This is a genomic window from Peribacillus sp. FSL E2-0159, assembly GCF_038643155.1.
Taxonomy (GTDB): domain Bacteria; phylum Bacillota; class Bacilli; order Bacillales; family DSM-1321; genus Peribacillus; species Peribacillus simplex.
The window spans coordinates 2382958-2407242 of the sequence record NZ_CP152053.1; the positions used below are offsets into that span (position 1 = coordinate 2382958).

Annotated in this window: 20 protein-coding genes; 19 read left to right on the top strand and 1 reads right to left on the bottom strand. The window is 39.2% G+C overall.

The window, feature by feature from the left end; translation table 11 throughout:
• Nucleotides 1-140: 140 nt before the first annotated feature.
• The 19 genes from NYE63_RS11815 (at nucleotide 141) to NYE63_RS11905 (ending at nucleotide 23358) form a co-directional block, all read left to right on the top strand.
• Nucleotides 141-1178, top strand: coding sequence for an autoinducer 2 ABC transporter substrate-binding protein (locus NYE63_RS11815; protein WP_342605262.1), 1038 nt, complete (start codon nucleotides 141-143; stop codon nucleotides 1176-1178).
• The gene (locus NYE63_RS11820; protein WP_342605263.1) at nucleotides 1168-3003 is read left to right on the top strand and encodes a sensor histidine kinase; all 1836 of its coding nucleotides are present in this window, start codon (nucleotides 1168-1170) and stop codon (nucleotides 3001-3003) included. Before NYE63_RS11815 ends, NYE63_RS11820 begins: the two co-directional genes overlap by 11 nt.
• A gap of 1 nt (nucleotide 3004) precedes the next feature.
• Nucleotides 3005-4618, top strand: coding sequence for a response regulator (locus NYE63_RS11825; RefSeq protein WP_342605264.1), 1614 nt, complete (start codon nucleotides 3005-3007; stop codon nucleotides 4616-4618).
• Nucleotides 4619-4809: 191 nt separating this feature from the next.
• Nucleotides 4810-5499, top strand: coding sequence for a ribulose-phosphate 3-epimerase (rpe, locus tag NYE63_RS11830; RefSeq protein ID WP_342605265.1), 690 nt, complete (start codon nucleotides 4810-4812; stop codon nucleotides 5497-5499).
• Nucleotides 5496-6467 carry a ribokinase gene (rbsK, locus tag NYE63_RS11835; protein WP_342605266.1) on the top strand — a complete coding sequence of 324 codons (972 nt, stop codon included), beginning with the start codon at nucleotides 5496-5498 and terminating at the stop codon, nucleotides 6465-6467. Before rpe ends, rbsK begins: the two co-directional genes overlap by 4 nt.
• A gap of 23 nt (nucleotides 6468-6490) precedes the next feature.
• Nucleotides 6491-8038, top strand: a complete 1548-nt coding sequence (locus tag NYE63_RS11840) for a sugar ABC transporter ATP-binding protein (protein ID WP_342605267.1) — start codon at nucleotides 6491-6493, stop codon at nucleotides 8036-8038.
• Entirely contained in the window at nucleotides 8035-9018 is a 984-nt protein-coding gene (locus NYE63_RS11845) for an ABC transporter permease (protein WP_342605268.1), read from the top strand. Before NYE63_RS11840 ends, NYE63_RS11845 begins: the two co-directional genes overlap by 4 nt.
• A 15-nt stretch (nucleotides 9019-9033) precedes the next feature.
• A complete protein-coding gene (locus tag NYE63_RS11850) occupies nucleotides 9034-10008 on the top strand; it encodes an ABC transporter permease (protein WP_342605269.1) in 975 nt (324 codons plus the stop codon).
• Nucleotides 10009-10076: 68 nt separating this feature from the next.
• Nucleotides 10077-11114 carry an autoinducer 2 ABC transporter substrate-binding protein gene (locus tag NYE63_RS11855; RefSeq protein WP_342605270.1) on the top strand — a complete coding sequence of 346 codons (1038 nt, stop codon included), beginning with the start codon at nucleotides 10077-10079 and terminating at the stop codon, nucleotides 11112-11114.
• Between the two features lie 94 nt (nucleotides 11115-11208).
• A complete protein-coding gene (locus NYE63_RS11860) occupies nucleotides 11209-12873 on the top strand; it encodes a ribulokinase (protein ID WP_342605271.1) in 1665 nt (554 codons plus the stop codon).
• Nucleotides 12873-14333 carry a rhamnulokinase gene (gene rhaB / locus NYE63_RS11865; protein WP_342605272.1) on the top strand — a complete coding sequence of 487 codons (1461 nt, stop codon included), beginning with the start codon at nucleotides 12873-12875 and terminating at the stop codon, nucleotides 14331-14333. Before NYE63_RS11860 ends, rhaB begins: the two co-directional genes overlap by 1 nt.
• A gap of 15 nt (nucleotides 14334-14348) precedes the next feature.
• Nucleotides 14349-15644: a class II aldolase/adducin family protein gene (locus tag NYE63_RS11870; protein WP_342605273.1), complete on the top strand. Its 1296-nt coding sequence runs from the start codon at nucleotides 14349-14351 to the stop codon at nucleotides 15642-15644.
• Between the two features lie 118 nt (nucleotides 15645-15762).
• Nucleotides 15763-16524, top strand: coding sequence for a DeoR/GlpR family DNA-binding transcription regulator (locus NYE63_RS11875; protein WP_342605274.1), 762 nt, complete (start codon nucleotides 15763-15765; stop codon nucleotides 16522-16524).
• Nucleotides 16525-16973: 449 nt separating this feature from the next.
• Nucleotides 16974-17873: an ABC transporter ATP-binding protein gene (locus tag NYE63_RS11880; protein ID WP_342605275.1), complete on the top strand. Its 900-nt coding sequence runs from the start codon at nucleotides 16974-16976 to the stop codon at nucleotides 17871-17873.
• Entirely contained in the window at nucleotides 17866-19116 is a 1251-nt protein-coding gene (locus tag NYE63_RS11885) for an ABC transporter permease (protein ID WP_342605276.1), read from the top strand. Before NYE63_RS11880 ends, NYE63_RS11885 begins: the two co-directional genes overlap by 8 nt.
• Before the next feature lie 172 nt (nucleotides 19117-19288).
• Nucleotides 19289-19591, top strand: coding sequence for a hypothetical protein (locus tag NYE63_RS11890; protein WP_342605277.1), 303 nt, complete (start codon nucleotides 19289-19291; stop codon nucleotides 19589-19591).
• A gap of 705 nt (nucleotides 19592-20296) precedes the next feature.
• Nucleotides 20297-20644 (top strand): metal-sensitive transcriptional regulator, encoded by a 348-nt coding sequence (locus NYE63_RS11895; RefSeq protein WP_342605278.1) that lies wholly within the window; start codon nucleotides 20297-20299, stop codon nucleotides 20642-20644.
• 16 nt (nucleotides 20645-20660) lie between these two features.
• Complete coding sequence (gene copZ, locus NYE63_RS11900; protein WP_342605279.1) at nucleotides 20661-20867, top strand: copper chaperone CopZ; 207 nt, start codon at nucleotides 20661-20663, stop codon at nucleotides 20865-20867.
• A 76-nt stretch (nucleotides 20868-20943) separates the two neighbouring features.
• The gene (locus NYE63_RS11905; RefSeq protein ID WP_342605280.1) at nucleotides 20944-23358 is read left to right on the top strand and encodes a heavy metal translocating P-type ATPase; all 2415 of its coding nucleotides are present in this window, start codon (nucleotides 20944-20946) and stop codon (nucleotides 23356-23358) included.
• 194 nt (nucleotides 23359-23552) lie between these two features.
• Here the strand turns inward: NYE63_RS11905 and NYE63_RS11910 are convergent, their stop codons facing one another.
• On the bottom strand, nucleotides 23553-24056 hold the full coding sequence (locus NYE63_RS11910) for a DinB family protein (RefSeq protein WP_342605281.1): 504 nt from the start codon (nucleotides 24054-24056) through the stop codon (nucleotides 23553-23555).
• Nucleotides 24057-24285: the final 229 nt, after the last annotated feature.

Sequence of the window (24285 nt, forward strand, 5' to 3'; positions counted from 1 at the left end):
ATTTTTTGCGAAACCGCTTTCTTGGATAAGAAGCAGTAGTGAACTTACCTGTATGAGAAAAGCATTTCTTAAGTCATTCCTTATTATTGTATCTATGAAACGAGCTAATGTTTAGAATTTAAGAAAGCAGGTAGCTAATCATGTTAAGGAAGCCCATCTTTTTTATTTTGTTTTTATTTATACTAAGCGGCTGTGATCATTCTTCAGAATACGAGGTTATTTACAATGATGAAGAAAGTATAGATGTCACTACAAAACCTGTAGAGAAAAAAAAAGATCCGTATACTATAGCTGTTATACCTAAAATTGACGGAATTCCTTATTTTAACGCCGTAGAAGAGGGGGCGGTAGAGGCGGGAAAAGACTTAGGTGTTAAGGTCTTATATACAGGCCCTCCTACCCCAAGCTCTGAAAAGCAGGAAGAGATTATAACAAAATTAATTGAAAAAAAAGTGGACGTAATTGCGGTATCTGCAAATGATCCATATAAATTAGGTAGGGTGCTGCAAAAAGCAAAGAGTAAAGGAATCAAGGTGATCACCTGGGATTCTGATACTAATGCATCATACAGAAGCTTTTTTGTTAACATGATAGATCCTGAGATAATCGGCAGGCATGTAATGGATACTCTCGCATTGGAAATGGAAGAAAAAGGGGAGTTTGCGATTATGACGGGATCCCCTACCGCTGCCAATCTTAATACATGGATTGATTGGATTCAAATACAACAAAAAGAATATTATCCAACTATGAAACTAGTTGAAGTGGAATATACAAACGAAGATATTCATAAAGCGTATAAGGTAACACAAAATTTATTTAAAAAATACCCGGGCCTAAAAGGAATAATTGGTATTTCAACGGTTAACCCCCCTGCTGCGGCTCAAGCTGTGAAAGATGCAGGGAAAATCGGGCAGGTTGCCGTAGTCGGTACATCAACTCCTAATTTAATGAATGAGTATTTACAAGAAGGGGCTGCCCAGACCATTACGTTATGGAGTCCACAAAAATTGGGTTACTTGACTGTTAGTCTAGCAAAAAACTTATTGAATGATGAATTTCCTTATGAGGGACAGAACATTAAGAACATAGGTACGATTAAATTCAACGGTGATATGGTCATTATGGGAGAGCCCATCGATTTTACAAAGGGAAATGTGAAACAGTATGATTTTTAAAGGGAAAAAGCGGATCCAGATTAAAAACTTGCGTCTAACGACAAAATTAGTTACAACCTATACATTATTAACGGTTCTACCTATGGCCTTCCTCGGGTTCATTGCATACTGGCAATACACAAAATCAATAGAAGAAGAAGTAGGAGAATATATTCCCCGTCTTGTCAAACAGGTAAATGGCAACATTGAAAATGAAATTCAAAAACTAGAGACCTTACCAGATTTAATTTATAATTCCGGTGATGTTATGGCTATTTTAAGAGACAGCCAATCAAAAAAAAAATCGGTTTTGCTCCACGAGGAATATATCATGAAGAGTTATTTGACAAGGACCTATTTAAATAACAATTCATCTCATATTTTAGGGGCGTTTCTTGTTTCCAAGAATCGTATATTTGCAAGTACAAGTCTGCATTATGACAGCTTTGGGTTTGAAGATGGTTCCTTGCCATATGCAGATGAACTCGGATTGTTAGGCGGGATGCAGTTGCTCCTTCCTAATCAGACAAATTTAACGTTTGAAGGGAATCCATCCTATTTTATGCTGGTCAAACCAATTACTGATTTCGATAATAGAAAAAATCTAGGAACGCTCTATATAGCCATAGATGTAGCCTTTTTTGAGCAATCACTTCAGGATTTGCAGAAGGAAGAGAATGTTACGATGTGGATCATGAATAAGCAGGGGAAGATAATTTATCATAAGGATCATTCAAAAATTGGTACAGTGGAAAAAGGGATACAGGAATACCCATTACTGAATGGTAGTTTTCGTACAGAAATCGATGGAAAACGGAATTTAATCAGTATAAGTGAATCAAATGAGCTGCCATGGGTACTCGTTCATAGCATGCCAATCAAAAACATGACGGAAAAAACGGATGTTATCAGAAATGTGACAATTTTCATTTTTATCCTTTTCACACTCATTACTACATTGATCTCTATCTTTTTTGCCTGGACTGTTACACGTCCACTAAACGAATTAGGAGATATCATGAAGCGGGTGGAAAAAGGTGATTTATTAGTAGATATACCCATACATTCCAAGGATGAAGTCGGGATGCTCGCGAACAGTTTTCGATCAATGCTTGCAGAGATAAGAGAGCTGATTCAAAAAAACTACCACATTGAACTGCGCAAAAAAACAGCTGAATTATACGCCCTTCAATCTCAAATAAATCCTCACTTTATGTATAATACGCTGGAAACCATAGGCATGGCTGTGGAAGAAGGTGAGAGCGAGGAGGTCGTGAAGATGGTGACTCTGCTTGGCAGAATGATGCGCTTTTCAATCAGTAATAAAGAAAGCTTGGTTCCTATAAACAGTGAAGTTCAGCACATAGAAGATTATTTAAACATCCAACAATTCCGTTTTGAAGATCGTTTGCATTTTATGATAGAAAAAGGGACAGATACGGTTAATTATTATATACCCAAGTTTGTTTTACAGCCAATCGTTGAAAATTCCATTAAATATGGACTGGAAAAAAGAAAGGAAATAGACATTAAAATACATATTTCTGAAGAGGAAACTCAGATAGGTGAGGAAGATCTTTTGCTGATAGTCAGCGATAACGGACCAGGGATAACAGAAAATAAATTAATTGAATTAAATGAAAAGTTACGTTTGGATCCAATGATGAAACGAGACTCTGGCTTTGGGATTATCAATGTAAATGCAAGAATTGGCATGATGTTCGGAGAACAATATAACCTTCAAATTAATAGCGAATACGGAAAGGGAACGACTGTGGTTATACGACTTCCCAAAATAAATGCCCAACAAGTATGCATGTACGTTCAAGGAGAGGAGAAGAACTGAGATGATACAAAGGGTCAAGACGGTCATTGTAGATGATGAACCAAGGATAAGAAGAGGCATTGAAAGACTAGTAAAATCTTGTGGGGAAGAGTGGCAGGTTGTAGGTGTATACTCCGATGGCCAAGAGGCATACGATGCAATTATCAATCATGTAGAAGCAGTTGATGTATTAATAACAGATGTACAAATGCCAGTCATGGACGGGTTAACGTTAATTCAACAGTTGAAAAAAACTAAACCAACGCTATTTCCATTCATTATAAGCGGGTATGATGATTTTCTCTATGTACAGACTGCCCTAAGGGAAGGTGCTGTTGATTATATATTGAAACCGATTGATCGAGAAAAGTTCAAACTGCAATTGAAGAATGTGCAGGAAAAAGTAATTGAGGCTCGAAAGGAAAGGGAGAAGATAGGAGAAATAGAAGAAAGAGCCTTGATATTAACCCATGAAAAACAGCTTCAATTGTTGATGGAAATAACGTGGAAAGATGCATTGGACTTATCATTATTAGAATGGACACGCCAATTTCCAGAAGGAACCTATTCCCTGATCCATATTGGCATCGATCAAACATCTGCCAAAACCCAAAGTTTTTCACCAGAAGATTGGGGGAGATGGAATGAAGTTATAAAAAAGCTGATAAAAGATTTACTGGATGATCATTCAACGCATTGGATGTGGAAAGATAGTCTACATGCCAGTTGGTTATTGATTAAGGATACTACCCCTACAGCTCTGGAGCAATTGTGTATAACATTAAAAACAACTGTCCAACGGCAAACCCCTTTTACGGTTTCTATTGCCCTTGGGAATGAGTTTAATGACCTTGCCCTTTTAGTAAATATTAAAGATGAATTACGTTCTACCTTGCAATATCGAATGATACAAGGAGGCAATAAAATTTTCAGAACTGAAATGCTTAAACATGTATCATATAATAAAGTGATCGAAGTGCCGCCATCCATCTATAAATGGGCAGAAGAGACAGTGGAGGCGATGGAGCATGGGGAAGAAGCTGCCATACGTTCTCTCATGCAATTTTTTAACGAATTGAAAGATGTCACGTCCCCTTTCGTAATACAAGAATCGGTTCGTTATTTGTCTATTAGAATTATTAATAGATGGATTAAAAGTGATGGATTTAAAGAGCTTCCGCTATTACTTGAGGAAGCATTTAGCATCGCTGAGGATTCTTCTCATTTTAATCATTTAAAAAAGGAGACGGAGCGCTGGGTCATGAATATGTTAAAAAAGCAAGCAGCATTTCAAAATGACCAAACAGATCCCATACGCCAGGCAAAAGAATGGATTCTAAAACATATAGGCGATAACATCACAATAAAAAAAATCGCCAATCATGTCCATTTAAATTCAACTTATTTTTGTGAGTATTTTAAAAATCAGACAGGTGAAACCGTTCTTGACTATGTAACCAATCAACGGTTAAAAGTGGCGAAGGAATTATTAAGTCATACAGATTTAAAGATTTACGATATTGCTTCAAAAGTAGGCTATCAAGATACCAAATATTTTAGTCGGCTGTTTAAGCAATGGACAGGACAACTGCCGTCTCAATATCGAGATACTCATGAGTGTATTGTGAAAGAGTAAAAGCTTCCATTCGGGGCTTTTTTTTTTTGCCTCCATGGAAAATGTCCCGAAGAAAATCCCCCCTACCCGAATTTTATCACCTACCAGCTTATGCCAAATCCCTTTATAGTGAAAGTATCAACAAAGAAAGCGCTTCCTTCAAAAAGGAAACGCTTTCTTGATAAAAGCCAAAATGGAACGGGAGTGTTTTTATGACCTTAATTGGACCCTCACTTATGTGTGCAGATATGGGGAATTTACAAGAATCAGTATTGAAATTAGACCGTGCAGGTGTTGATTTCTTTCATCTGGATATAATGGATGGATCGTTTGTTCCTAATTTTACAATGGGCCCGGATCTAATTAAACGCATTAGGCAATTCTCGGATAAACCATTTGATGTTCACTTAATGGTTGAAAGACCGGAAGACCATTTAGATCTTTTCATTCAGTCGGGTGCAGATATGATTTCCATTCATGCAGAGGCAACTGCCCATTTACAGAGATCATTACAAAAACTGAAGAATGAAGGGATTAAAGCAGGGGTAGCCTTAAATCCATCTACCCCCATCACAGAGCTTGAACATGTATTGGATGTAGTCGATTATGTAACGGTGATGACGGTGAATCCTGGTTTTGCAGGGCAGTCGTTTGTACCGCTTATGTATAAGAAAATAAAAAAGATTAAAGAATTAATTCAATCGGAAGGCTACCAAATTGATATTCAGGTAGATGGAAACATTGGATTCGAAACCATTCCGGGTGTATTGCAAAATGGAGCTGACATGTTGGTTTGCGGTACGTCCTGTTTATTTAAAAACGATGTATTACTGGAAGATGCAGTTGGCCAACTCCGGTCATTCTTAGAGCAAACAAAAATGAAAAACGAGGGTTGTGCATGAGAGGGATTGTAGTGGTTGGGAGTATTAATATGGATATTGTCGCAGTCACTAATCAGTATCCAGCCCATGGGGAAACGCTCTTTGGGGAAAATATGAAACTATTAAGTGGTGGAAAAGGCGCTAATCAAGCAACGACGTGCGCTAAACTTGGAAAGCCAGTAAAGCTAATGGGTGCAGTTGGCGAGGACGCATTCGGGCATGAAATAGAACGTTCTCTTCTTCAAAATAACGTGAACATATCCTCCTTGAAACATGTTGCAGAACATCCAACTGGATGCGCAGTCATTACAGTAGATGCTACAGCAGAAAACACCATGCTTGTCATTAAAGGGGCCAATGAACATTTGACAAGAAGTGATATTGACATTTGTTTTTCTACCATCAGTGATGACTATGCTGTTTTACTTGTACAGATGGAAATTCCTGATGAGGCTGTTCTACAAGCCATGAAAAGAGCTAAAGAAAAAAATATGTTTATTATCCTGGACCCTGCTCCTGCAGAAGGAGTAACGACTGAAGCACTGACGTATGCCAATTTGATTACGCCGAATTGGCAGGAAACAAAAGTATTGACTGGGATCCACGTCAACTCGAAGGAAAGTGCATGCAAAGCGGGTGCTTTCTTTGAGAATCATTTTGGCGTGGAGAATAGCATTATTAAGTTGGGCAACAAAGGAGCATTGGTTTATCAAAACGGTGAAACAACCTTTATCGAGCCCATTGCTGTTAAAGCTGTTGATACAGTGGGGGCAGGAGACTCGTTCGCTGGCGCCCTTGCCTGTGCCATTGCAGACGGGGAGACGATCGAATCTGCAGCAGAATTTGCTTCAATTGTAGCGGCGATGAAGGTAACAAAAATGGGGGCCCAAGATGGTGTGCCGACGCTAGCAGAAGTGGAACATTTTTGTGAAACCAATAACATTAATTACTATGGAAAAAAACAAAAGTTGAATCAAATTTATGACTGATTAAGGTTGGAAAGGAGAGAAACATGTCTGATTTCTTATTGCAAATGACGAATGTCAGTAAAACCTTCCCTGGTGTAAAAGCACTGGATAGCGTTCAGCTTAAAGTGAAAAAAGGAGAAGTTCATGCGCTAATAGGTGAGAATGGTGCCGGGAAATCAACGCTCATTAAAATATTAGCCGGCATTTATCGACCGGACCCAGGCGCCAAGTTTTACTTTGAAGGAAAAGAAGCCGAAATTCAAAAACCGATTGATGCTACGCTAAAAGGTATTTCAATTATTTATCAGGATTTAAGTTTATTTTCAAACCTATCTGTAGCAGAAAATATCTATATTGGCCGGGATAGTGACAAAAAACCATGGAAAAAGATTAGATGGAAGGAGATGGAGGACACTGCAAAACGGGCACTTAAAGAACTAGAATTTGAGATTGATGTTCATACACCCGTTGAAAAATTAAGCATTGCTCAACAGCAACTGATTGAAATCGCCAGAGCCCTCGCTTTTGATTCAAAGTTGATTGTAATGGACGAACCGACTTCATCCCTATCCACCGGGGAAGTTGAAAAGCTTTATAAAGTTATACAAAAATTAAAAGATCGCGGCATTTCCATTATCTTTGTCAGCCACAAGTTAAAAGAGTTATTTACTGTTTCCGATCGATTTACAATATTGCGCGATGGGAAATATGTAGGCACTTACGAAACTGAAGAACTTGATGAAGAAAAATTAATCACATTAATGGTGGGACGTCAGATTTTATATAAAAAGAATATGGTAAAAGGAAAAACGGGAAAAACTCTTTTGGAACTGAATGGATTATCAAAAGAAGGTAACTTTAAAGATATTTCCTTTGAATTGAAAGCTGGAGAAGTCCTTGGGATTACAGGACTTGTCGGATCTGGAAGAACAGAGCTTGCACAGGCGATATTCGGGGTCAACAGGCCCTACGATGGAAGTATGAAAATAAATGGGGTTTCTACTAAAATCAAGTCTTCTGAACATGCTGTAAAACAAGGGATTGCATATATTCCAGAAAGCAGAAAAACGCAAGGACTCATCCTTCGCCAGTCCATAATCAATAATATTTCATTACCTGTTTTGAAACAATTGAGAAATAAATTCAATTTAATTAAGCGAAAGGAAGAAGTTAAGCTGGCTGATCACTATATGAAAACGCTAGATGTTAGACCGGCTTTGCCTAAAAGAGCAGCTGGTGACCTGTCAGGCGGAAATCAGCAGAAAGTTGTGATCGGTAAGTGGCTTTCCACTAAACCACAAATCCTAATTATTGACGAACCGACGAATGGAATTGATATTGGGGCGAAGTCGGAAATTCATAAGTTAATGAGGGAACTGGCTGCTGAAGGAATGGGCATTATTGTGATTTCTTCAGAGCTTCCAGAAGTTCTTGCTGTCAGTGATCGAATTTTGGTCATGAGACATGGAAGAATAGCCGGAGAACTTGGTATAGAAGAAGCAACACAGGAAAATATCATGAATTATGCTCTGCTTGGTTCTCAATCGCCTTCCAAAAAAGGGCTTCCGCTAAAAGAGGAGGTACGTGCATGAACGTAATTTTGAAGTCGAAGGAAATCAGCATCGCAATGATTGTTTTGCTTCTATGTATTACATTGACATTCTTAAGCCCATATTTTTTAACTGTAGACAATTTGCTGGATGTACTAAAAGGGAATGCTGTACTTGGAATTCTGGCGGTGGGTATGACACTTGTCATCATCACTGGCGGGATTGACGTATCGGTCGCCGCTGTTACAAGCGCTGTCTGTGTCATCGTTGGAAAAGTGATGATGCTCATGCCTGACCATCCCATCTCTATACTATTACTTTTTTTGATTGGGCCATTTCTTGGGGTTTGTTTAGGTGCACTGAATGGAATGCTTGTTGCAAAGGTCCAAATTCCAGCTATTGTCGTGACACTTGGAATGATGAGCATCATTAATGGGCTCGTGTTGTACATTACGAATGGACAGTATTTGAACAGCAGCAGTTTTCCAACCGTATTCATCAAGTTTGCTAGTTTTGAGGTGTTTGGTATATCTATTATCATTCTAATTTTTATCGCCGTTGCTCTGTTTACTTGGTATATTTTGAAATACACATTAATCGGTCGCGAAGTATTGGCGATTGGCGGTAATAAAGATTCAGCCATTCGGGTTGGGATAAATTTTGATAAAGTTCAAATATTTGTTTTCTCCTATATGGGGTTTCTTGCCGGAATAGCAGCCATTGCTCAAACAGCATATACAAAGGCTGTGGATCCTAATGGAATGCTTGGTCTTGAGCTGATGGTCATAGCAGCAGTTGTTTTGGGCGGTGCGAACATCATGGGGGGACGCGGTACCATTTTGGGAACGGTTTTGGGCGTTCTTCTCTTAGGCATTGTACAAAATGGTCTTATCTTGGCAAAAATTGATACCTTCTGGCAAAAAGTATTCACTGGATTGATTATATTACTGGCTGTGTCATACGACCACATTCAATATAAGCGCTCAAAAGATAAGTTAGCAAAAATTGAAGTGGAAGCGTAAGAAAGAGGTGGAAAAATGAAACGGCTTTCAATATCAAAAGAAAATACTTTAGGTGTAATTACAGCAGGCTTGTTTGTGTTAATGAGTTTTTCGATACCTGGATTCTTTTCTTCAAATAATTTAACCAATATGATGTTCCAGCTCCCGGAGTTTGGTTTAATCGCTTTAGCAATGATGGTGGTGATTGTGACTGGAGGGATTGACCTATCAATTACGTATACGGCTGCCTTGTCTGGTGTGACAATCGCACTTATGGCAAGCAGCGGATACCCAATGCTCGTCGCTATCTTAATCGGTGTATTAGTCGGACTGAGTTGCGGATTAATTAACGGCGTACTTATATCAAAAATCGGTGTTTCGCCAATACTGGTGACACTTGGAACGATGGTCCTTTTTGAAGGTGTGATCTTAAGCATTACGAAAGGAAATTCGATTTCAGGATTTAGAGAGGGTTATAGCTTGATTGGAAACGGTTACTATATGGGGATCGTTCCTCTTTCCATCATTATTTTTGTACTATTTGCTATATTAACAGCGATATTGCTGTCAAAAACCAAATGGGGCAGAAGCGTTTATATGGTGGGAAGCAATCCGATCGCCACATTATTTTCAGGGGTAAATAATAGCAGGGTATTAATGAGGGTATATTTATATGCGGCACTTCTTGCCACAATTGCTTCTATTATTATGACATCTCGTTATAATACAGCAAAAGTGGATCTGGGATCTTCTTATTTATTACAAAGTGTAGCGGCAGCCGTGCTTGGCGGAACGGAAATTCAAGGTGGATATGGCAAAGTTATCGGCACTGTTTACGCAGTGGTCATTTTCCAAATGTTATCAAGTGGATTGAATTTAATGGGGGTACCACGTTCGATCGTGACTGTAATGATGGGGGTTATTTTAATCACGGTATTGGTCATAAACTTCGTGAAAACGAAATTAGATGAAAAAAGTCAAAAGAATTTACCTTCAAACTCTGTAGCGTAATGTACAGGACCATGTAATCTCTGAAAATACTTTAGAAAAAAATAAGAAAAAATTCAAGGGGGATCATTATGAAGAAAATGACCGGAATCTTAGCAACAGCTATTTTAGCTGGGGGACTGTTAGCAGGCTGTGTATCAAAAGAAGGAGCAACGGGAAACAGTGAAAAAGAAACTAGTGGCGGAGGTGGTAATGAGAAGTTGAAAATTGCCGTAGTTCCAAAGTTAATGGGGATACCATATTTCAATGCCTCTGAAAAAGGAGCGATTCAAGCAGGTAAAGATCTTGGTGTGGAAACCATTTACACAGGACCTACGGAACCAGATGCTGCACAGCAAGTAAAAGTCATTGAAGATTTAATTAGTCAAGATGTGGATGTAATCGCGGTAGCGCCAAATGACGCTGCATCACTCTCACCAGTCCTTCAAAAGGCGAAGGATGAAGGGATAATTGTAATGGACTGGGATACACCAGCTGATCAATCCCTTGTAGAATTATCAGTCCACCAAATAGACGATGAAGCATACGGTCGCCATATCGCTAAATCCCTCGTAAAACAAATGGGGGTTGAAAAAGGGCAAATCGCTATATTAACAGGAGGGCTTTCAGCTGCAAACTTAAACACTTGGATTGCTGCAGCAAAAAAAGAACTGGAAGAGAATTATCCTGGTATTGAATTAGTATCGGATAAAATCGCGACAGATGAAAAACAACAGGTGGCATACCAAAAAACACTGGATTTAATAAAATCAAATCCTGAATTAAAAGGAATCATGGCTTTTTCTACTCCAGCACCTCTTGGGGCAGCCCAAGCTGTTCAGGAAAAAGGACTGCAAGATGATATTACAGTTGTTGGAACTGCCCTGCCGAAAGACTCTTCACCATATTTAAATGATGGATCTCTAGATGTAGCCATTCTTTGGGAGCCAGACAAACTAGGTTATTTAACCGTTGCCCTTGCCAAACGTCTAGCTGAAGGGGAGAAACCAGAAGATGGTTTGAAAGTTGAAAATGTAGGTGAAATTGACGTGTGGGAAGATGGAAAAACAATCATCATGGGACCACCGACAGATTTTACTAAAGACAATGCAGCTGATTTTAATTTTTAATGTCAGATAGACATAAATGTCCCCTCTCAACTAACTAGAGGGGGCTTTTTATTAAAAATCATGAGTGACTTGCATGTTAGGAGATGTTGAAGGGATGAATGACAGATATACAATTGGAATTGATTATGGTACTGAATCAGGCAGAGTGCTGTTAGTAAATATAGCGAACGGCAATGAAATGGCTACACATGTTACACCTTATCGTCATGGAGTAATGTCTAATAGGCTTCCAGACGGACGTAAACTTGAAAAAGATTGGGCTCTCCAGCATCCAAGTGATTATTTGGACGTTTTATACACTTCCGTTCCTGAAGTGATGCGGTTAAGTGGAGTAGATGCGAATGATGTGATTGGCATTGGAATCGATTTTACCTCATGTACCATTTTGCCAATTGATAAGAAGGGAGATCCCCTTTGTTTTGATGAGAAGTGGAAAAGGGACCCTCACAGTTGGGTGAAATTATGGAAACATCATGCCGCACAAAAAGAAGCGGATGATATTACACGCATTGCACAGGAAACGAATCAACCATTCCTGCAACGATATGGCGGGAAAATTTCTTCTGAATGGATGTTCCCTAAGATATTACAAGTGTTGCGTGAATCACCTGATATCTATGAAGAAACGGATCTATTTATGGAAGCCGGGGATTGGATTACCTTCTGTCTGACGAATGAGCTGGTACGCAGCAGTAATATGAGCGGTTATAAAGCACTTTGGCATAAAAAAGATGGATATCCGGACCCTGCTTTTTTAGCGGCTATTGATGAACGTCTTCTGGATATACTGGATACAAAAATGCGTGGTGAAGTGTTACCCATCACTGGGCGGTCGGGTGGTTTAACAGAAGGGATGGCTAAGAAGATGGGGTTGAAACCCGGTACGGCTGTTTCTGTATCCATAATCGATGCCCATGCAGGTGTTCCAGCTGTAGGAGCTGTCCATCCAGGCCAATTTGTGATGACGATGGGAACGTCTACTTGCCACATGTTAATTTCTGAGAAAAAACAAACAGTAGAGGGTATTTGTGGGGTAGTGGAGGATGGAATAATTCCCGGATCATTCAGTTATGAAACGGGACAGGTGGCTGTTGGCGATTCGTTTGCATGGTATATTGAGCAAGCTGTTCCGGAGTATGTAAAGAAAGAAGCTGAGCAAGAGGGTGTCAATCTACATGGCTTAATGGAAAAAAAGGCATCCTGCTTAATGCCTGGTCAATCAGGGTTAGTGGCGTTAGATTGGTGGAATGGCAACCGAACAGTCCTTGTAGATGCGAACTTGTCAGGTGTCATTGCAGGGATTACTCTTTCTACGAAGCCGGAAGAAATATACCGTGCACTTTTAGAATCAACAGCTTTTGGAACAAGGAAGATCCTTGAAACATTTGAGAATGCCGGTATAGAGATAAACGATTTGTTTGCCTGTGGCGGATTACCTCAAAAAAATAAACTATTAATGCAGATATATGCCGATATTTTAAATCGCGAAATAAAAATCGCGGATGGAGAACAAGTGGTTGCACTAGGAGCGGCCATATACGCTGCCACGGCTGCCGGCCGTACAAATGGTGGGTATGATTCCATAGAGGAGGCAGCATCTAAAATGGCAAAAGTAAAAGAAGAGACTTTTATACCGGTTAAAGAAAATGTAAGGATTTATAAACAACTCTATGCTTATTATTTAGAACTGCATGAATTCTTTGGCCGTGATCACATTTCCATAATGCATGGTTTAAAGAAATTGAGGAGTGTGGACTAATGATACATATTGCGGTGGATATTGGTGCTTCAAGTGGCCGGCTGGTCTTAGGAAAAATGGAGAACGGGAAATTAGTAATTGAAGAAATCCATCGATTTGCGAATGGTTTCACCACCCAAAATGAAACATGTTTTTGGGATATTGATCATTTATTGAATGAAATCTTAAAGGGGTTAGAATCAGCAAAAAAGCTTGGATACGACCACTGTACACTTGGCATTGATACGTGGGGAACGGATTATGTATTGTTGGATGATGATGGACAAAGAGTGCAAGAAGTTATCTCTTATCGTGATAAGCGCACCGAAAATACAATCGAAAAGGTCACAAGAACACTACCTAAAGAAATCATTTATCAAAAAACGGGGATTCAATTCTTATCATTTAACACGTTATACCAATTGTACGAAGAAGATATAAAGAATCTGAAAGTCACCAGGAATGTCATGACTGTGCCTGATTATTTAGGTTACTGCCTAACGGGAAAAAAGGTTACAGAAGTTACAAGCGCTTCTTCGATGCAATTATTGAATTTAAACTCTAAGAAGTTTGATGAAGAGTTACTGAACCTGATTGCATTATCAAAAGACCAATTCCCGCCTTTTGCTAATCCGGGAGAACGATTAGGGAAACTGATGAATGAACATTTTTCTACTTTTGATCTTCCCGATACAGAAGTGATTATCGTTGCTTCACATGATACTGCTTCCGCCATAGTCGGATCACCTGGTAATGGAGAGAAATGGGCCTATATTAGTAGCGGAACGTGGTCGTTGCTTGGAATTGAAAGCGATAAACCGATCGTGAATGAGTTAGCCCTCAAAAACAATTATACAAATGAATGGGGTGCATACGGAACCTTCCGCTTTCTGAAAAATATCATTGGCATGTGGGTTATTCAAGAAGTCAGAAGACATTTGAAGGAAGACTATAACTTCGAGCTGTTTGTATATGAGGCAGAGAAAATAAATGAGTGCAGGCAGTTTATCAACTTTAATGATAAACGATTTTTAAATCCAGAAAATATGATTCAAGAAATTCAGCAGTATTGTCGGGAGACGAATCAGGAGATTCCACATACAGTGGGCGAATTAGCGAACTGTATATTTACAAATATGTCTATTATTTATGCGATGTCCATTCGGCAAATAGAAGAGATAACGGGGAAAAGAATCGAGCAACTTCATATTGTCGGCGGAGGAGCGAAAAATGAATTCGTTAATCAACTTACGGCAGACCTTAGCGGGAAAACCATATACGCTGGACCAACAGAGGCTACGGCGATTGGGAATATACTAGTTCAAATGATTTCAGACAATGAATTAAGCGATTTACAAACGGCACGTAAGTTAATACAACACTCGTTTCTTATAAAAAAATATGAGCCAAAAGGAAAAATTGAATCATCCCTGATTGAAAAATTTAAACAAGCAATTTCCATGAAAGAAGAATGTAAATAATAGGAGTGATAAAGTATGAATGAAAATCTGCATCCAGCCGAACAAATTGTAATGATCATGGAACGTGTCTATAAATATGGTATGACAACAATTTCAGGAGGAAACCTTTCTATTCTAGATGAAAATGGTGACCTTTGGATTACTCCATCGGGCATTGATAAAGGAACATTAACCATGGATGATATCATGTGCGTCAAAAAGGACGGTACAGTCATAGGGAAACATAAACCATCGGTAGAGCTTCCTTTTCATCAGGGAATTTATGAAGCAAGGCCCGATATAAATGCTGTCGTACATGCACATCCCCCGGCATTGGTTTCCTTTAGTATGGCTCGTAAAGGACCAAACCCAAAGTTACTTTTACATGCATATAAGAGTGTAGCAGATTCCCTTCAGGTTGCACCCTATGCGATCCCTGGAAGCGACAAATTAAAAGAAAATATTTCTGCTGAATTTGCAAAAGGAGGGGATGCAGTCATATTGGAGAATCATGGTATTGTGGTAGGGAAACCCACTATATTTGATGCCTTTATGTTGTTTGAAACCCTTGAAGATACTGCTTGTATGGAAATAAATGCGAGAAATATAGGGAAGCCATTTGAACTGACCGAACAAAATTTACAAGAAATAGATTTATATAAAGTTAATAAATTAACACAGATAGAAATGAAGTACCATTCTGTCGAAGAGGTTTCTTGCCGTCAAGAAATGATCAGGTTATTGGAACGGTTATATGATCGTCAGCTTTTTACAAGTACCTCAGGCAGCTTTTCAACACGCCTTAAAGATGGATCTATTTTAATCACGCCTTCTCAACAGGACCGTAAATATATTAAGGAAGATGAATTGGTTCTGGTTCATCATGAATTTAGTGAAGCTGGCAAGGAACCATGTGAGTTTTATGAGCTTCATCAAAAAATATATGAGTTAAACCCGGAGCTTACATCCGTCATCATTGCCAACCCAAGATTTTTAATGGCCTATGCAGTGACAGATGTTAAATATAATACACACATAATTCCAGAGGCCTACATTGTTCTTCGGGATATAGATAAAGTGCCTTTTGGAATGGGAGAAGATCATAATAGAATGATTGCAGATAAACTAGCAGAGGATAATCCTGTCCTATTAATTGAGAATGGGTATGCAGTTGTCTCAGGAAAAAGTTTACTGAGTGTATTTGATAGGCTAGAAGTAGCTGAATATAGTGCAAAAGCATTGGTGTACGCTAAAAGTATTGGCGAAGTAATCGATATTAGTGATGAAGATATTGAAGAAATTATTGAAGGTTTTAAGCTAATTGCCAAATAACGATATCAATGAAAAAAGCGGTTCCTAAGCTCTCTATTTATATAGAGGGCTTTATATATGTTACAATACAAAAACAAACAAAAGTAAACAAAGATTATATGGATAGGAGAAAGTTGGTATGCTGGTAGCTCAAAGACATCAAAAAATTGTCGAACTCGTAAATGAACGATCAAGTATTCGTGTTACAGAATTAAGTGAAATCTTTTCAGTTACAGAGGAAACAATCCGGCGTGATCTCGAAAAGCTTGAGAAAGAATCAAAACTAATACGCAGCCACGGCGGTGCAGTCAGCCTGCAAGAAGATGATTCGGAAATCCATTTTTCCGAAAGAGTGATAACAAATGTAAACGAAAAAAAAGTGATAGCATATGAAGCGGCAAAGCGGGTAGTGGAAGGTGACAGGATTATTTTAGATGCAAGTACAACTGCCTGGTATATGTCAAAAGCCTTACCAAACATACCGCTAACGGTTATTACCAATTCCACCAAAGTGGTTATGGAATTGAGTAAAAAAGAAAAAATAGAGGTTATTTCAACTGGGGGAAGATTGCTGTCAAAGTCTTTATCATTTGTTGGTCCGATAGCAGAGAAATCATTAACGATGTATCATGTCAACAAAACGTTTTTGTCTTGCAAGGGGATTCACTTAGAAGAAGGACTCAGTGATTCTAATGAGGGGCAGGCTTTATTAAAAAAGAAAATGATCGAAAGGTCGGATGCAGTGATCCTGATGGTGGATTCCTCAAAGTTTGGAAAACTGGCTTTTTCGTTAATCGTACCGCCTAGTGAAGTGGATGAGGTCATTACGGATAGAGAAATAGATGAAGCATCAAGAAAATTGCTAGAAAAAAGAAATGTAAAACTAACGATTGTAAAATAAGATAGACTCATTAGCGACAGTTGGGAAATGTGTCCTTTAAAGCGAGCAATCTGTAACTTATAGAGGTTGGGTATCTTTACGCTACCCAACCTATTTTTTTTGTTGCCTCGTTTTCAAAAAATGGGCTTTTCAGTTAAATAACATGCTCGCCGTTAGGGATAGGCAGGAGACGTACGGGGATGTGAAAATGTTGACCATGTTATTACCAATAAGGAAGGGAAATGGAGATTTGTCTTAAGGTTCGCAGAAAAAATACTATTAGGGTAAAGCGCAAACGTGAAACGTTAGGAGGCAGTCTTTCCTTTCAAGGGGCTAGATAGTGAAATTTTTTTCTGGAAATTTGCATATAATCGAAGAAGAAAAAGAGTTGGTTGTTTCTTGGTGATAGTTGAAATTGGAAAACCTTTCCGTTAACATATACATAGAAACATATATTAGGAGGTTGTGCATTGTCTTTACAAATAAAAGAAGTTACGAAAAAATTCGGGGAATTCACAGCTGTCAACCAGCTTGATTTAACTATCCCCGAAAAAGAAATGTTCGGTTTTTTAGGTGGGAACGGAGCCGGGAAAACGACCACGTTCCGGATGATACTCGGCCTGCTTGACCCCACTGAAGGGGAAGTGATCTGGGATGGTAAGAAAATCGATTATACGACCAGTTCATTGATTGGCTATCTTCCTGAGGAACGCGGATTATATCCAAAACTGAAGGTCCGCGATCAAATTGTATATTTGGCTAGATTAAGAGGGATGAACAAAAAGGATGCTTTGAAAGAGTTGGAGTATTGGCTAGACCGCTTTATGGTACCTGAGTATATCGATAAGCGAGTTGAAGAGCTTTCAAAGGGAAATCAGCAAAAGATCCAGCTGATCGCTTCCATGATTCATAAACCTGAATTACTTATCCTTGACGAACCCTTCAGCGGACTGGATCCGGTGAATGTGGAAATACTGAAGAAAGCTGTCATTGACTTAAGGGACAGCGGCACGACGATCGTTTTCTCGAGTCATCGCATGGAGCATGTTGAGGAGATGTGTGAGCATCTATGCATCATGCATAAAGGTTCCCCTGTTGTGGCAGGAAAATTAAAAGAAATCAAGCGTTCTTTTGGTAAAAAGAATGTATCAATTAAAGCTGATTTTGACTTATCTTTCTTGGATACTTATTCAGGTGTAACAAAAGTTAAGAACACGATGGAAGGGAAAATTCTTCAAGTCACAGGTGAAGATGTGGCTGAGAATATGATTCGTGATCTTGTTCCAAGAGGTTTCGTCCGGAAGTTCGAATTGGAAGAACCATCGCTGACGGATATTTTCATTGAAAAAGTAGGTGCCGTCTATGAATAACTTTTGGATTGTCCTTTCCCATACATATCTATCAAAATTAAAAACGAAATCCTTTATCATTTCTACAATCATTATGATGGCCCTGATTCTTGTCCTTACGAATATCTCGAATCTTATTGATAAATTCGACAGTGATGATCAGGAAAAGGTTGCCGTCATCGATCAGACTGAAGATAGCTTATTTGATTCTTATAAAAATGCGGTTACAGGTGTGAACGATGACCTATCGATCATTTCCGCCCAGGATGAAAAGGAAGCGGAGAAAATGGTCAGCGCAGAAGAAATCGTTGGGTATCTGTTAATCGAAAAGGATGACAGCCTAGGCTTCAAGGGAACGTATAAAGCGAATCAAATTTCAGATTCTGCAGTAAGTAATGATTTGCTTTTAGCGCTTACTCAATTGAAGGGTCAAATAACTGCGAAGGAATTGAATTTGACAGAGCAGCAAATCGCTCAATTGAATACGCCGCCAGCATTTGATACGATTGCACTTCAGAAAAATGCAAAAACGGAAGAGGATCTTAATCAAGCACGAGGTCTTGTGTATGTGCTCCTATTTGTCATTTACTTTGGTGTGTTGATGTATGCAACGATGATTGCAATGGAAGTGGCCACTGAGAAAACATCCCGAGTCATGGAAATCCTGATTTCTAGTGTTCCGCCAGTCACACAGATGTTTGCCAAAATAATGGGTGTTGCTTTACTTAGTCTTACTCAAATGATTTTATTTTTTGGAGTGGGCTATTTCTCGATTAAACAAAACTTGACAGGTATGGATGAAGGATTCTTTTCATTTTTCGGTTTCGGCAGCACCGATATCTCAACGATCATTTATGCAATCATTTTCGCTTTGCTTGGTTATTTTCTGTACGCGACTCTTGCGGCATGCCTTGGGTCCGTTGTCAGCAAAATTGAAGATGTACAGCAAATGATTTCACCGATGACCATGTTAGTCGTCATTGCCTTCATGATTGCGATGTTTGGACTAGGGAATCCGTCAGCGAGTTATATTACGGTTACATCATTCATTCCATTTTTCACGCCTATGATCATGTTCTTGCGCGTAGGGATGCTTGAAGTTCCATTCTGGGAAATCGCCATCAGCATTGCTGTGTTGATCTTAACCATTGTTTTACTAGGAATAATCGGAGCAAAAATCTATCGTGGTGGAGTCTTGATGTACGGAAGCTCAAAATCACTGAAAAGCATCAAGAATGCATTACAATTATCAAAGAAAAATTAACATGAAACCTGGATCCTTCATTCCTGTTGAAGGTATTCAGGTTTTTTAATAATATAATAACATTCAAATGAAAAATATTATGAGAGTTATGAAGAAGGAACGAAAAGTAACATAGATATAAGGGAACATAAATATATTCCATTTAAGCAACCACGATTAGGAGTGAACTATAATGAGCAATCTGGTAACGTTGACGATAGCTTCAGAAGCGTTTCTCTTGTTATCCTTCATCATTATTATTTTATCAACCAGGAATCCTAAAAAGAATGTTCTCTTTGTCATCCTATTCATCATTGGAGCTGCACCGCTTTTATATTTAGCCATAGATCATGTGAAAAACGATTATATGGATGCAAATATAGGATTAGGCCTTGCCTTTATGTATACCTGGATATATAGCGCAGTAGCCTTTATCATTGCCATCATCCTTTTAGTGAAAAAGAAAAGGAATAATAATATTTCAAAAGAACTGTGATAATCACATTTTGGAATCTAATTAAATGAAAAAAACGCTGAGGATACATTAGTATCTCAGTGTTTTTTTTTTGAGGGTTTGTAAATTTTGAACGTTGCCTCCAGGCACTCGCTTTCCCGCAGCAGTCTCGTATCTCAGGAAAGTTTTTTAGAAAAAAACTGTATGCACACTGGCGTTTCTTCAAACGAATGATCTCTAAACCCCAACCATGATTTTAAAACAAACTTTGTTACCCTTCATGTTTTTTACCTTAATACGAGATGAGACCTTACTAGATTGAAGAAATTTGCGACACTCCTGCCGAATAACTGGCTAGCCGAGACCCCACAGACGCTTGCGTCGAGGAGGCTTGGCAGACAGTCGGCGGAAAGGGAGCGGATTTCTGAAATCGGCTGAATATTTTTTTAGAAAAACGGCAGTACAACTGACTTTTCGTCGAGTTTGTCTACAGTCTGGCTGAGGATACATTAGTATCCTCAGTGTTTTTTTGTTATTTGGGTTAAAAAAAACATTCTGATACTCGTATTCTTAGGCAAAGGTTCTTGGCTAGCTAGATGTTGGATAGTCCAACCCACAAAATGTACGTTTATTAGCTTAAGAATAGAAAAAGTTAAAAAACAAATAGTAATAAATAATGAACATTATTCTTTTTCTTTGCATAGGGTAGGAGGGTATGGTATATTAATTTTCGAGGAGGGATGGGTAATGGATGAAATAATGAATAGTCAAGATTCTATGAATGAAGAAGAATGCTGTACGACATCTTCCCACGGCCGAAAGAGTCATCACTCAGAAGCAGTAAAAAAGAATTTAACGACCCGGTTAAATCGAATCGAAGGTCAAATTCGCGGTATAAAGGGTCTTATTGAAAAAGATACGTACTGTGATGATGTGATTACCCAAATAGCAGCTACACAAAGCGCGATGAATAGTGTTGCCAAGATTTTATTGGAAGGTCACCTAAGGAATTGTGTGGTCGAACGCCTGAATGATGGGGATACAGAGGTTATAGATGAAGTTCTTGTAACGATACAAAAATTAATGAAAAAATAAAGGAGTAGATGTTGAAGTGGAAACAGTAACATTGAATGTAAGTGGAATGTCTTGTGGTCATTGTGTGAATGCAGTTGAAGGGAATGTAGGAAAACTTGCAGGTGTTGAAAGCGTAAAAGTGCATTTGGATGCAGGAAAAGTAGATGTAGCGTTTGATAAGGAAAAAGTATCACTTGAGAAAATAAAAGAAACAATCGATGATCAAGGCTATGATGTCAAGTAAGTCATGAGAGTGCTGTTAAGCACTTCTTTTTTACAAATAATTATACCCCATATCGGTATAGGAAGGCGGGGATGATGTGAGCAGCCAAATAAAAGAAACAACTATGCAGATTACAGGAATGACTTGCGCTGCCTGTGCTAACCGAATTGAAAAAGGGTTAAACAGAATGGAAGGCGTTGAGGAAGCCACCGTTAATTTGGCTCTTGAGAAATCGGTCATTAAATATGATTCGGAAAAATTAAGCAACAAGGACTTTGAAAAGAAAATTCAAGATCTTGGCTATGATGTAGTAAAAGAGAAAAAGGAATTTACGATTACGGGCATGACCTGTGCCGCATGTGCTAACCGAATTGAAAAAGGGTTAAATAAGTTGGATGGAGTAAGCAGAGCCAATGTGAATCTTGCGCTCGAAAATGCGACAGTCGAGTATGATCCTACCGAAGCCTCCCCAGTTGACATCATTCAACGGGTAGAGAAGCTGGGGTATGGGGCGATCATCAAGGAAGATAATACGGAATCCGTGGATTTCCGTCAAAAAGAAATTCAAAAACAAAAGAATACATTCATCTTTTCGGTGATATTATCTTTTCCATTGTTATGGGCGATGGTAAGCCATTTTAGTTTTACTTCGTTCATCTATATGCCTGATTTCCTCATGAATCCTTGGGTGCAAATGGCTTTCGCCACCCCCGTGCAATTTCTGATTGGAAAGCAATTTTATGTTGGGGCATATAAAGCTTTGAAAAATAAAAGTGCCAATATGGATGTATTAGTCGCAATGGGAACATCCGCTGCCTATTTTTACAGTGTTTATCAGGCGATCATCTCGATGGGATCCCATCACAATACGGCACAACTTTATTTCGAAACTAGTTCGATTCTTATCACCCTCATTCTTTTAGGGAAACTTTTTGAAGTAAAAGCAAAAGGACGTTCTTCCGAGGCCATCAAAAAATTAATGGGGCTTCAGGCAAAAACGGCATTGGTTTTAAGAAATGGTGAAGAACGTGAAATACCACTTGAAGAAGTCATCGTGGGGGATACGATTGTGGTGAAGCCGGGTGAAAAGATCCCTGTCGATGGAGAGGTGGTAGAAGGGAACTCTGCCGTCGATGAATCCATGTTAACAGGTGAGAGCATTCCGGTGGATAAAACAATTGGGGATACGGTAATCGGTTCAACATTGAATAAGAATGGTTTTCTAAAAATGAAAGCGACAAAGATCGGGAGGGATACAGCTCTTTCTCAAATCATCAAAGTGGTCGAAGATGCTCAAGGTTCCAAAGCTCCGATACAACGTCTTGCTGACCAAATTTCTGGCGTCTTCGTTCCCATTGTTGTAGGAATCGCCCTTTTAAATTTTCTGGTTTGGATGATCTGGGTTAACCCAGGAGAATTCACACCAGCTTTTGAAGCGATGATTGCGGTGCTAGTCATAGCCTGTCCTTGTGCTTTAGGTCTGGCCACTCCTACATCCATCATGGCAGGATCAGGGCGAGCCGCCGAATTCGGTATTTTATTTAAAGGCGGGGAACACTTGGAAACCACTCACCATATTAATACGGTCATTTTGGATAAAACGGGAACGGTAACGAATGGTACACCAGTGTTAACCGATGTCCTCATCGAGAATGGTATGGAGGAAGAACAGTTTTTATCTCTAATCGGTGCCGCTGAAAAACAATCTGAACACCCTCTTGCCCAATCAATCGTTCAAGGAATTCAGGAAAGGCGGATAGCACTTGCTGCGGTTGAGGAATTTGAAGCGATTCCTGGATACGGGGTAAGAGCTGTAGTGGATCAAAAAGTGTTATTCGTCGGAACGCGTAAATTGATGAAGCAAAACAACGTGGATATTACTAAGGCGCTAACAGCTATGGTAGAACTTGAAGAGCAAGGAAAGACCGCAATGCTCGCCAGCATTGAAGGAGAATATGCAGGACTCATTGCGGTTGCGGATACAATAAAAGATACCTCGCTAACGGCAATTAAAAGGTTAAAAGCGATGGATATCCAGGTAATCATGATAACAGGGGATAATCAAAGGACCGCAAATGCCATCGGCCATCAAGTCGGCATTGACCAAGTGATTGCAGAAGTCCTTCCTGAAGGGAAAGCGGAAGAAGTGAAAAAACTGCAGGCCTCCGGTAAAAGAGTGGCAATGGTCGGAGATGGGATAAATGATGCTCCCGCGCTGGCACTAGCCGATATAGGAATGGCGATAGGAACCGGGACGGACGTAGCCATGGAAGCTGCTGATATTACATTGATCCGGGGGGATTTGAACAGTATTGCAGATGCAATCCTAATGAGCAGGAAAACGATGAGAAATATCAAACAAAACCTATTCTGGGCTTTTGCCTATAATGTAATCGGGATACCAATTGCGGCAATCGGACTGCTTGCCCCTTGGTTAGCGGGTGCTGCCATGGCCTTCAGTTCTGTATCAGTCGTATTAAATGCACTTCGCCTTCAACGTGTAAAGCTTTAAAGATCATGTAACATATATTGGTACTGACTGAATATAGCCATGCCACGTGTGTTTGGATATTCATTCCCAACAAATAAAAGCCGATGAATCCTGGGCAAGAGGATCATCGGCTTTCATCTGGAATGAGCGGTGCCTTAGTATGTATACAGCGACTCCTAAATGATGTTCCTTGATAAAATCGGTTGCCAAACCGCTTATTTTAAACAGTAAAATACATAATCTGTTGGTGCGCCACGCTCGCCTTGTTGATGGAGCATCGCTGATACATTACCGCGATGATAAGTTCCATGATTCACTACATGATGGATGAGGTCGGCGAGTACAAACTCACAAATCCCCATTTTGGGATGTTCGGTTACAATGGTCCGCTCAAGATCAGGCTGAGAAGTAAGAAAATTGTCATACTCCTTTGCAAGGTTCTCATAGCAGAATTCAAGTTCGTCTATTGTGACTCCGGCCACTTCTTTCCGACGCTGTTCAACTTTCTTAAAAGTATCTTGAATTGTACTTCCTTTCATTATCTCCAACCACGTAATATCTGTTGCGTAAAGGTGAACAAGGACTTCCTTTATGGATGGAAAGACACTTTTTATCGTGTCGCCATAGATTCCGTCCGGTAATTGTTTTAGGTTTTGGAACACTTGCTGATTAGCCCAAACGTGGTAATCATACATTTTCTTGGCACGGTTATTTTCCATTTTTTCACTCCTTCAATTGTTACATATCCTTTTCGACATAATTTAAAGAATACCTTTATCAAAGCTGATTCCTAATCTGATAATTTGTCCATGCAAATGCCTCGTTTTATACATATCATGTTAATAGATGCTATCCTACTACTATTATTACGTTTGATTACCATCAAAGTTGCGTTAAGGTAGTCTATCCCCTTTTAATAATATTGCAGTAGAGCCAGAGTAAATGATT

Coding starts and splice junctions, on each gene's coding strand:
- NYE63_RS11815 (WP_342605262.1), top strand. CDS start 141: ATGTTAAGGAAGCCCATCTTTTTTATTTTGTTTTTATTTATACTAAGC.
- NYE63_RS11820 (WP_342605263.1), top strand. CDS start 1,168: ATGATTTTTAAAGGGAAAAAGCGGATCCAGATTAAAAACTTGCGTCTA.
- NYE63_RS11825 (WP_342605264.1), top strand. CDS start 3,005: ATGATACAAAGGGTCAAGACGGTCATTGTAGATGATGAACCAAGGATA.
- rpe (WP_342605265.1), top strand. CDS start 4,810: ATGACCTTAATTGGACCCTCACTTATGTGTGCAGATATGGGGAATTTA.
- rbsK (WP_342605266.1), top strand. CDS start 5,496: ATGAGAGGGATTGTAGTGGTTGGGAGTATTAATATGGATATTGTCGCA.
- NYE63_RS11840 (WP_342605267.1), top strand. CDS start 6,491: ATGTCTGATTTCTTATTGCAAATGACGAATGTCAGTAAAACCTTCCCT.
- NYE63_RS11845 (WP_342605268.1), top strand. CDS start 8,035: ATGAACGTAATTTTGAAGTCGAAGGAAATCAGCATCGCAATGATTGTT.
- NYE63_RS11850 (WP_342605269.1), top strand. CDS start 9,034: ATGAAACGGCTTTCAATATCAAAAGAAAATACTTTAGGTGTAATTACA.
- NYE63_RS11855 (WP_342605270.1), top strand. CDS start 10,077: ATGAAGAAAATGACCGGAATCTTAGCAACAGCTATTTTAGCTGGGGGA.
- NYE63_RS11860 (WP_342605271.1), top strand. CDS start 11,209: ATGAATGACAGATATACAATTGGAATTGATTATGGTACTGAATCAGGC.
- rhaB (WP_342605272.1), top strand. CDS start 12,873: ATGATACATATTGCGGTGGATATTGGTGCTTCAAGTGGCCGGCTGGTC.
- NYE63_RS11870 (WP_342605273.1), top strand. CDS start 14,349: ATGAATGAAAATCTGCATCCAGCCGAACAAATTGTAATGATCATGGAA.
- NYE63_RS11875 (WP_342605274.1), top strand. CDS start 15,763: ATGCTGGTAGCTCAAAGACATCAAAAAATTGTCGAACTCGTAAATGAA.
- NYE63_RS11885 (WP_342605276.1), top strand. CDS start 17,866: ATGAATAACTTTTGGATTGTCCTTTCCCATACATATCTATCAAAATTA.
- NYE63_RS11890 (WP_342605277.1), top strand. CDS start 19,289: ATGAGCAATCTGGTAACGTTGACGATAGCTTCAGAAGCGTTTCTCTTG.
- NYE63_RS11895 (WP_342605278.1), top strand. CDS start 20,297: ATGGATGAAATAATGAATAGTCAAGATTCTATGAATGAAGAAGAATGC.
- NYE63_RS11910 (WP_342605281.1), bottom strand. CDS start 24,056: ATGGAAAATAACCGTGCCAAGAAAATGTATGATTACCACGTTTGGGCT.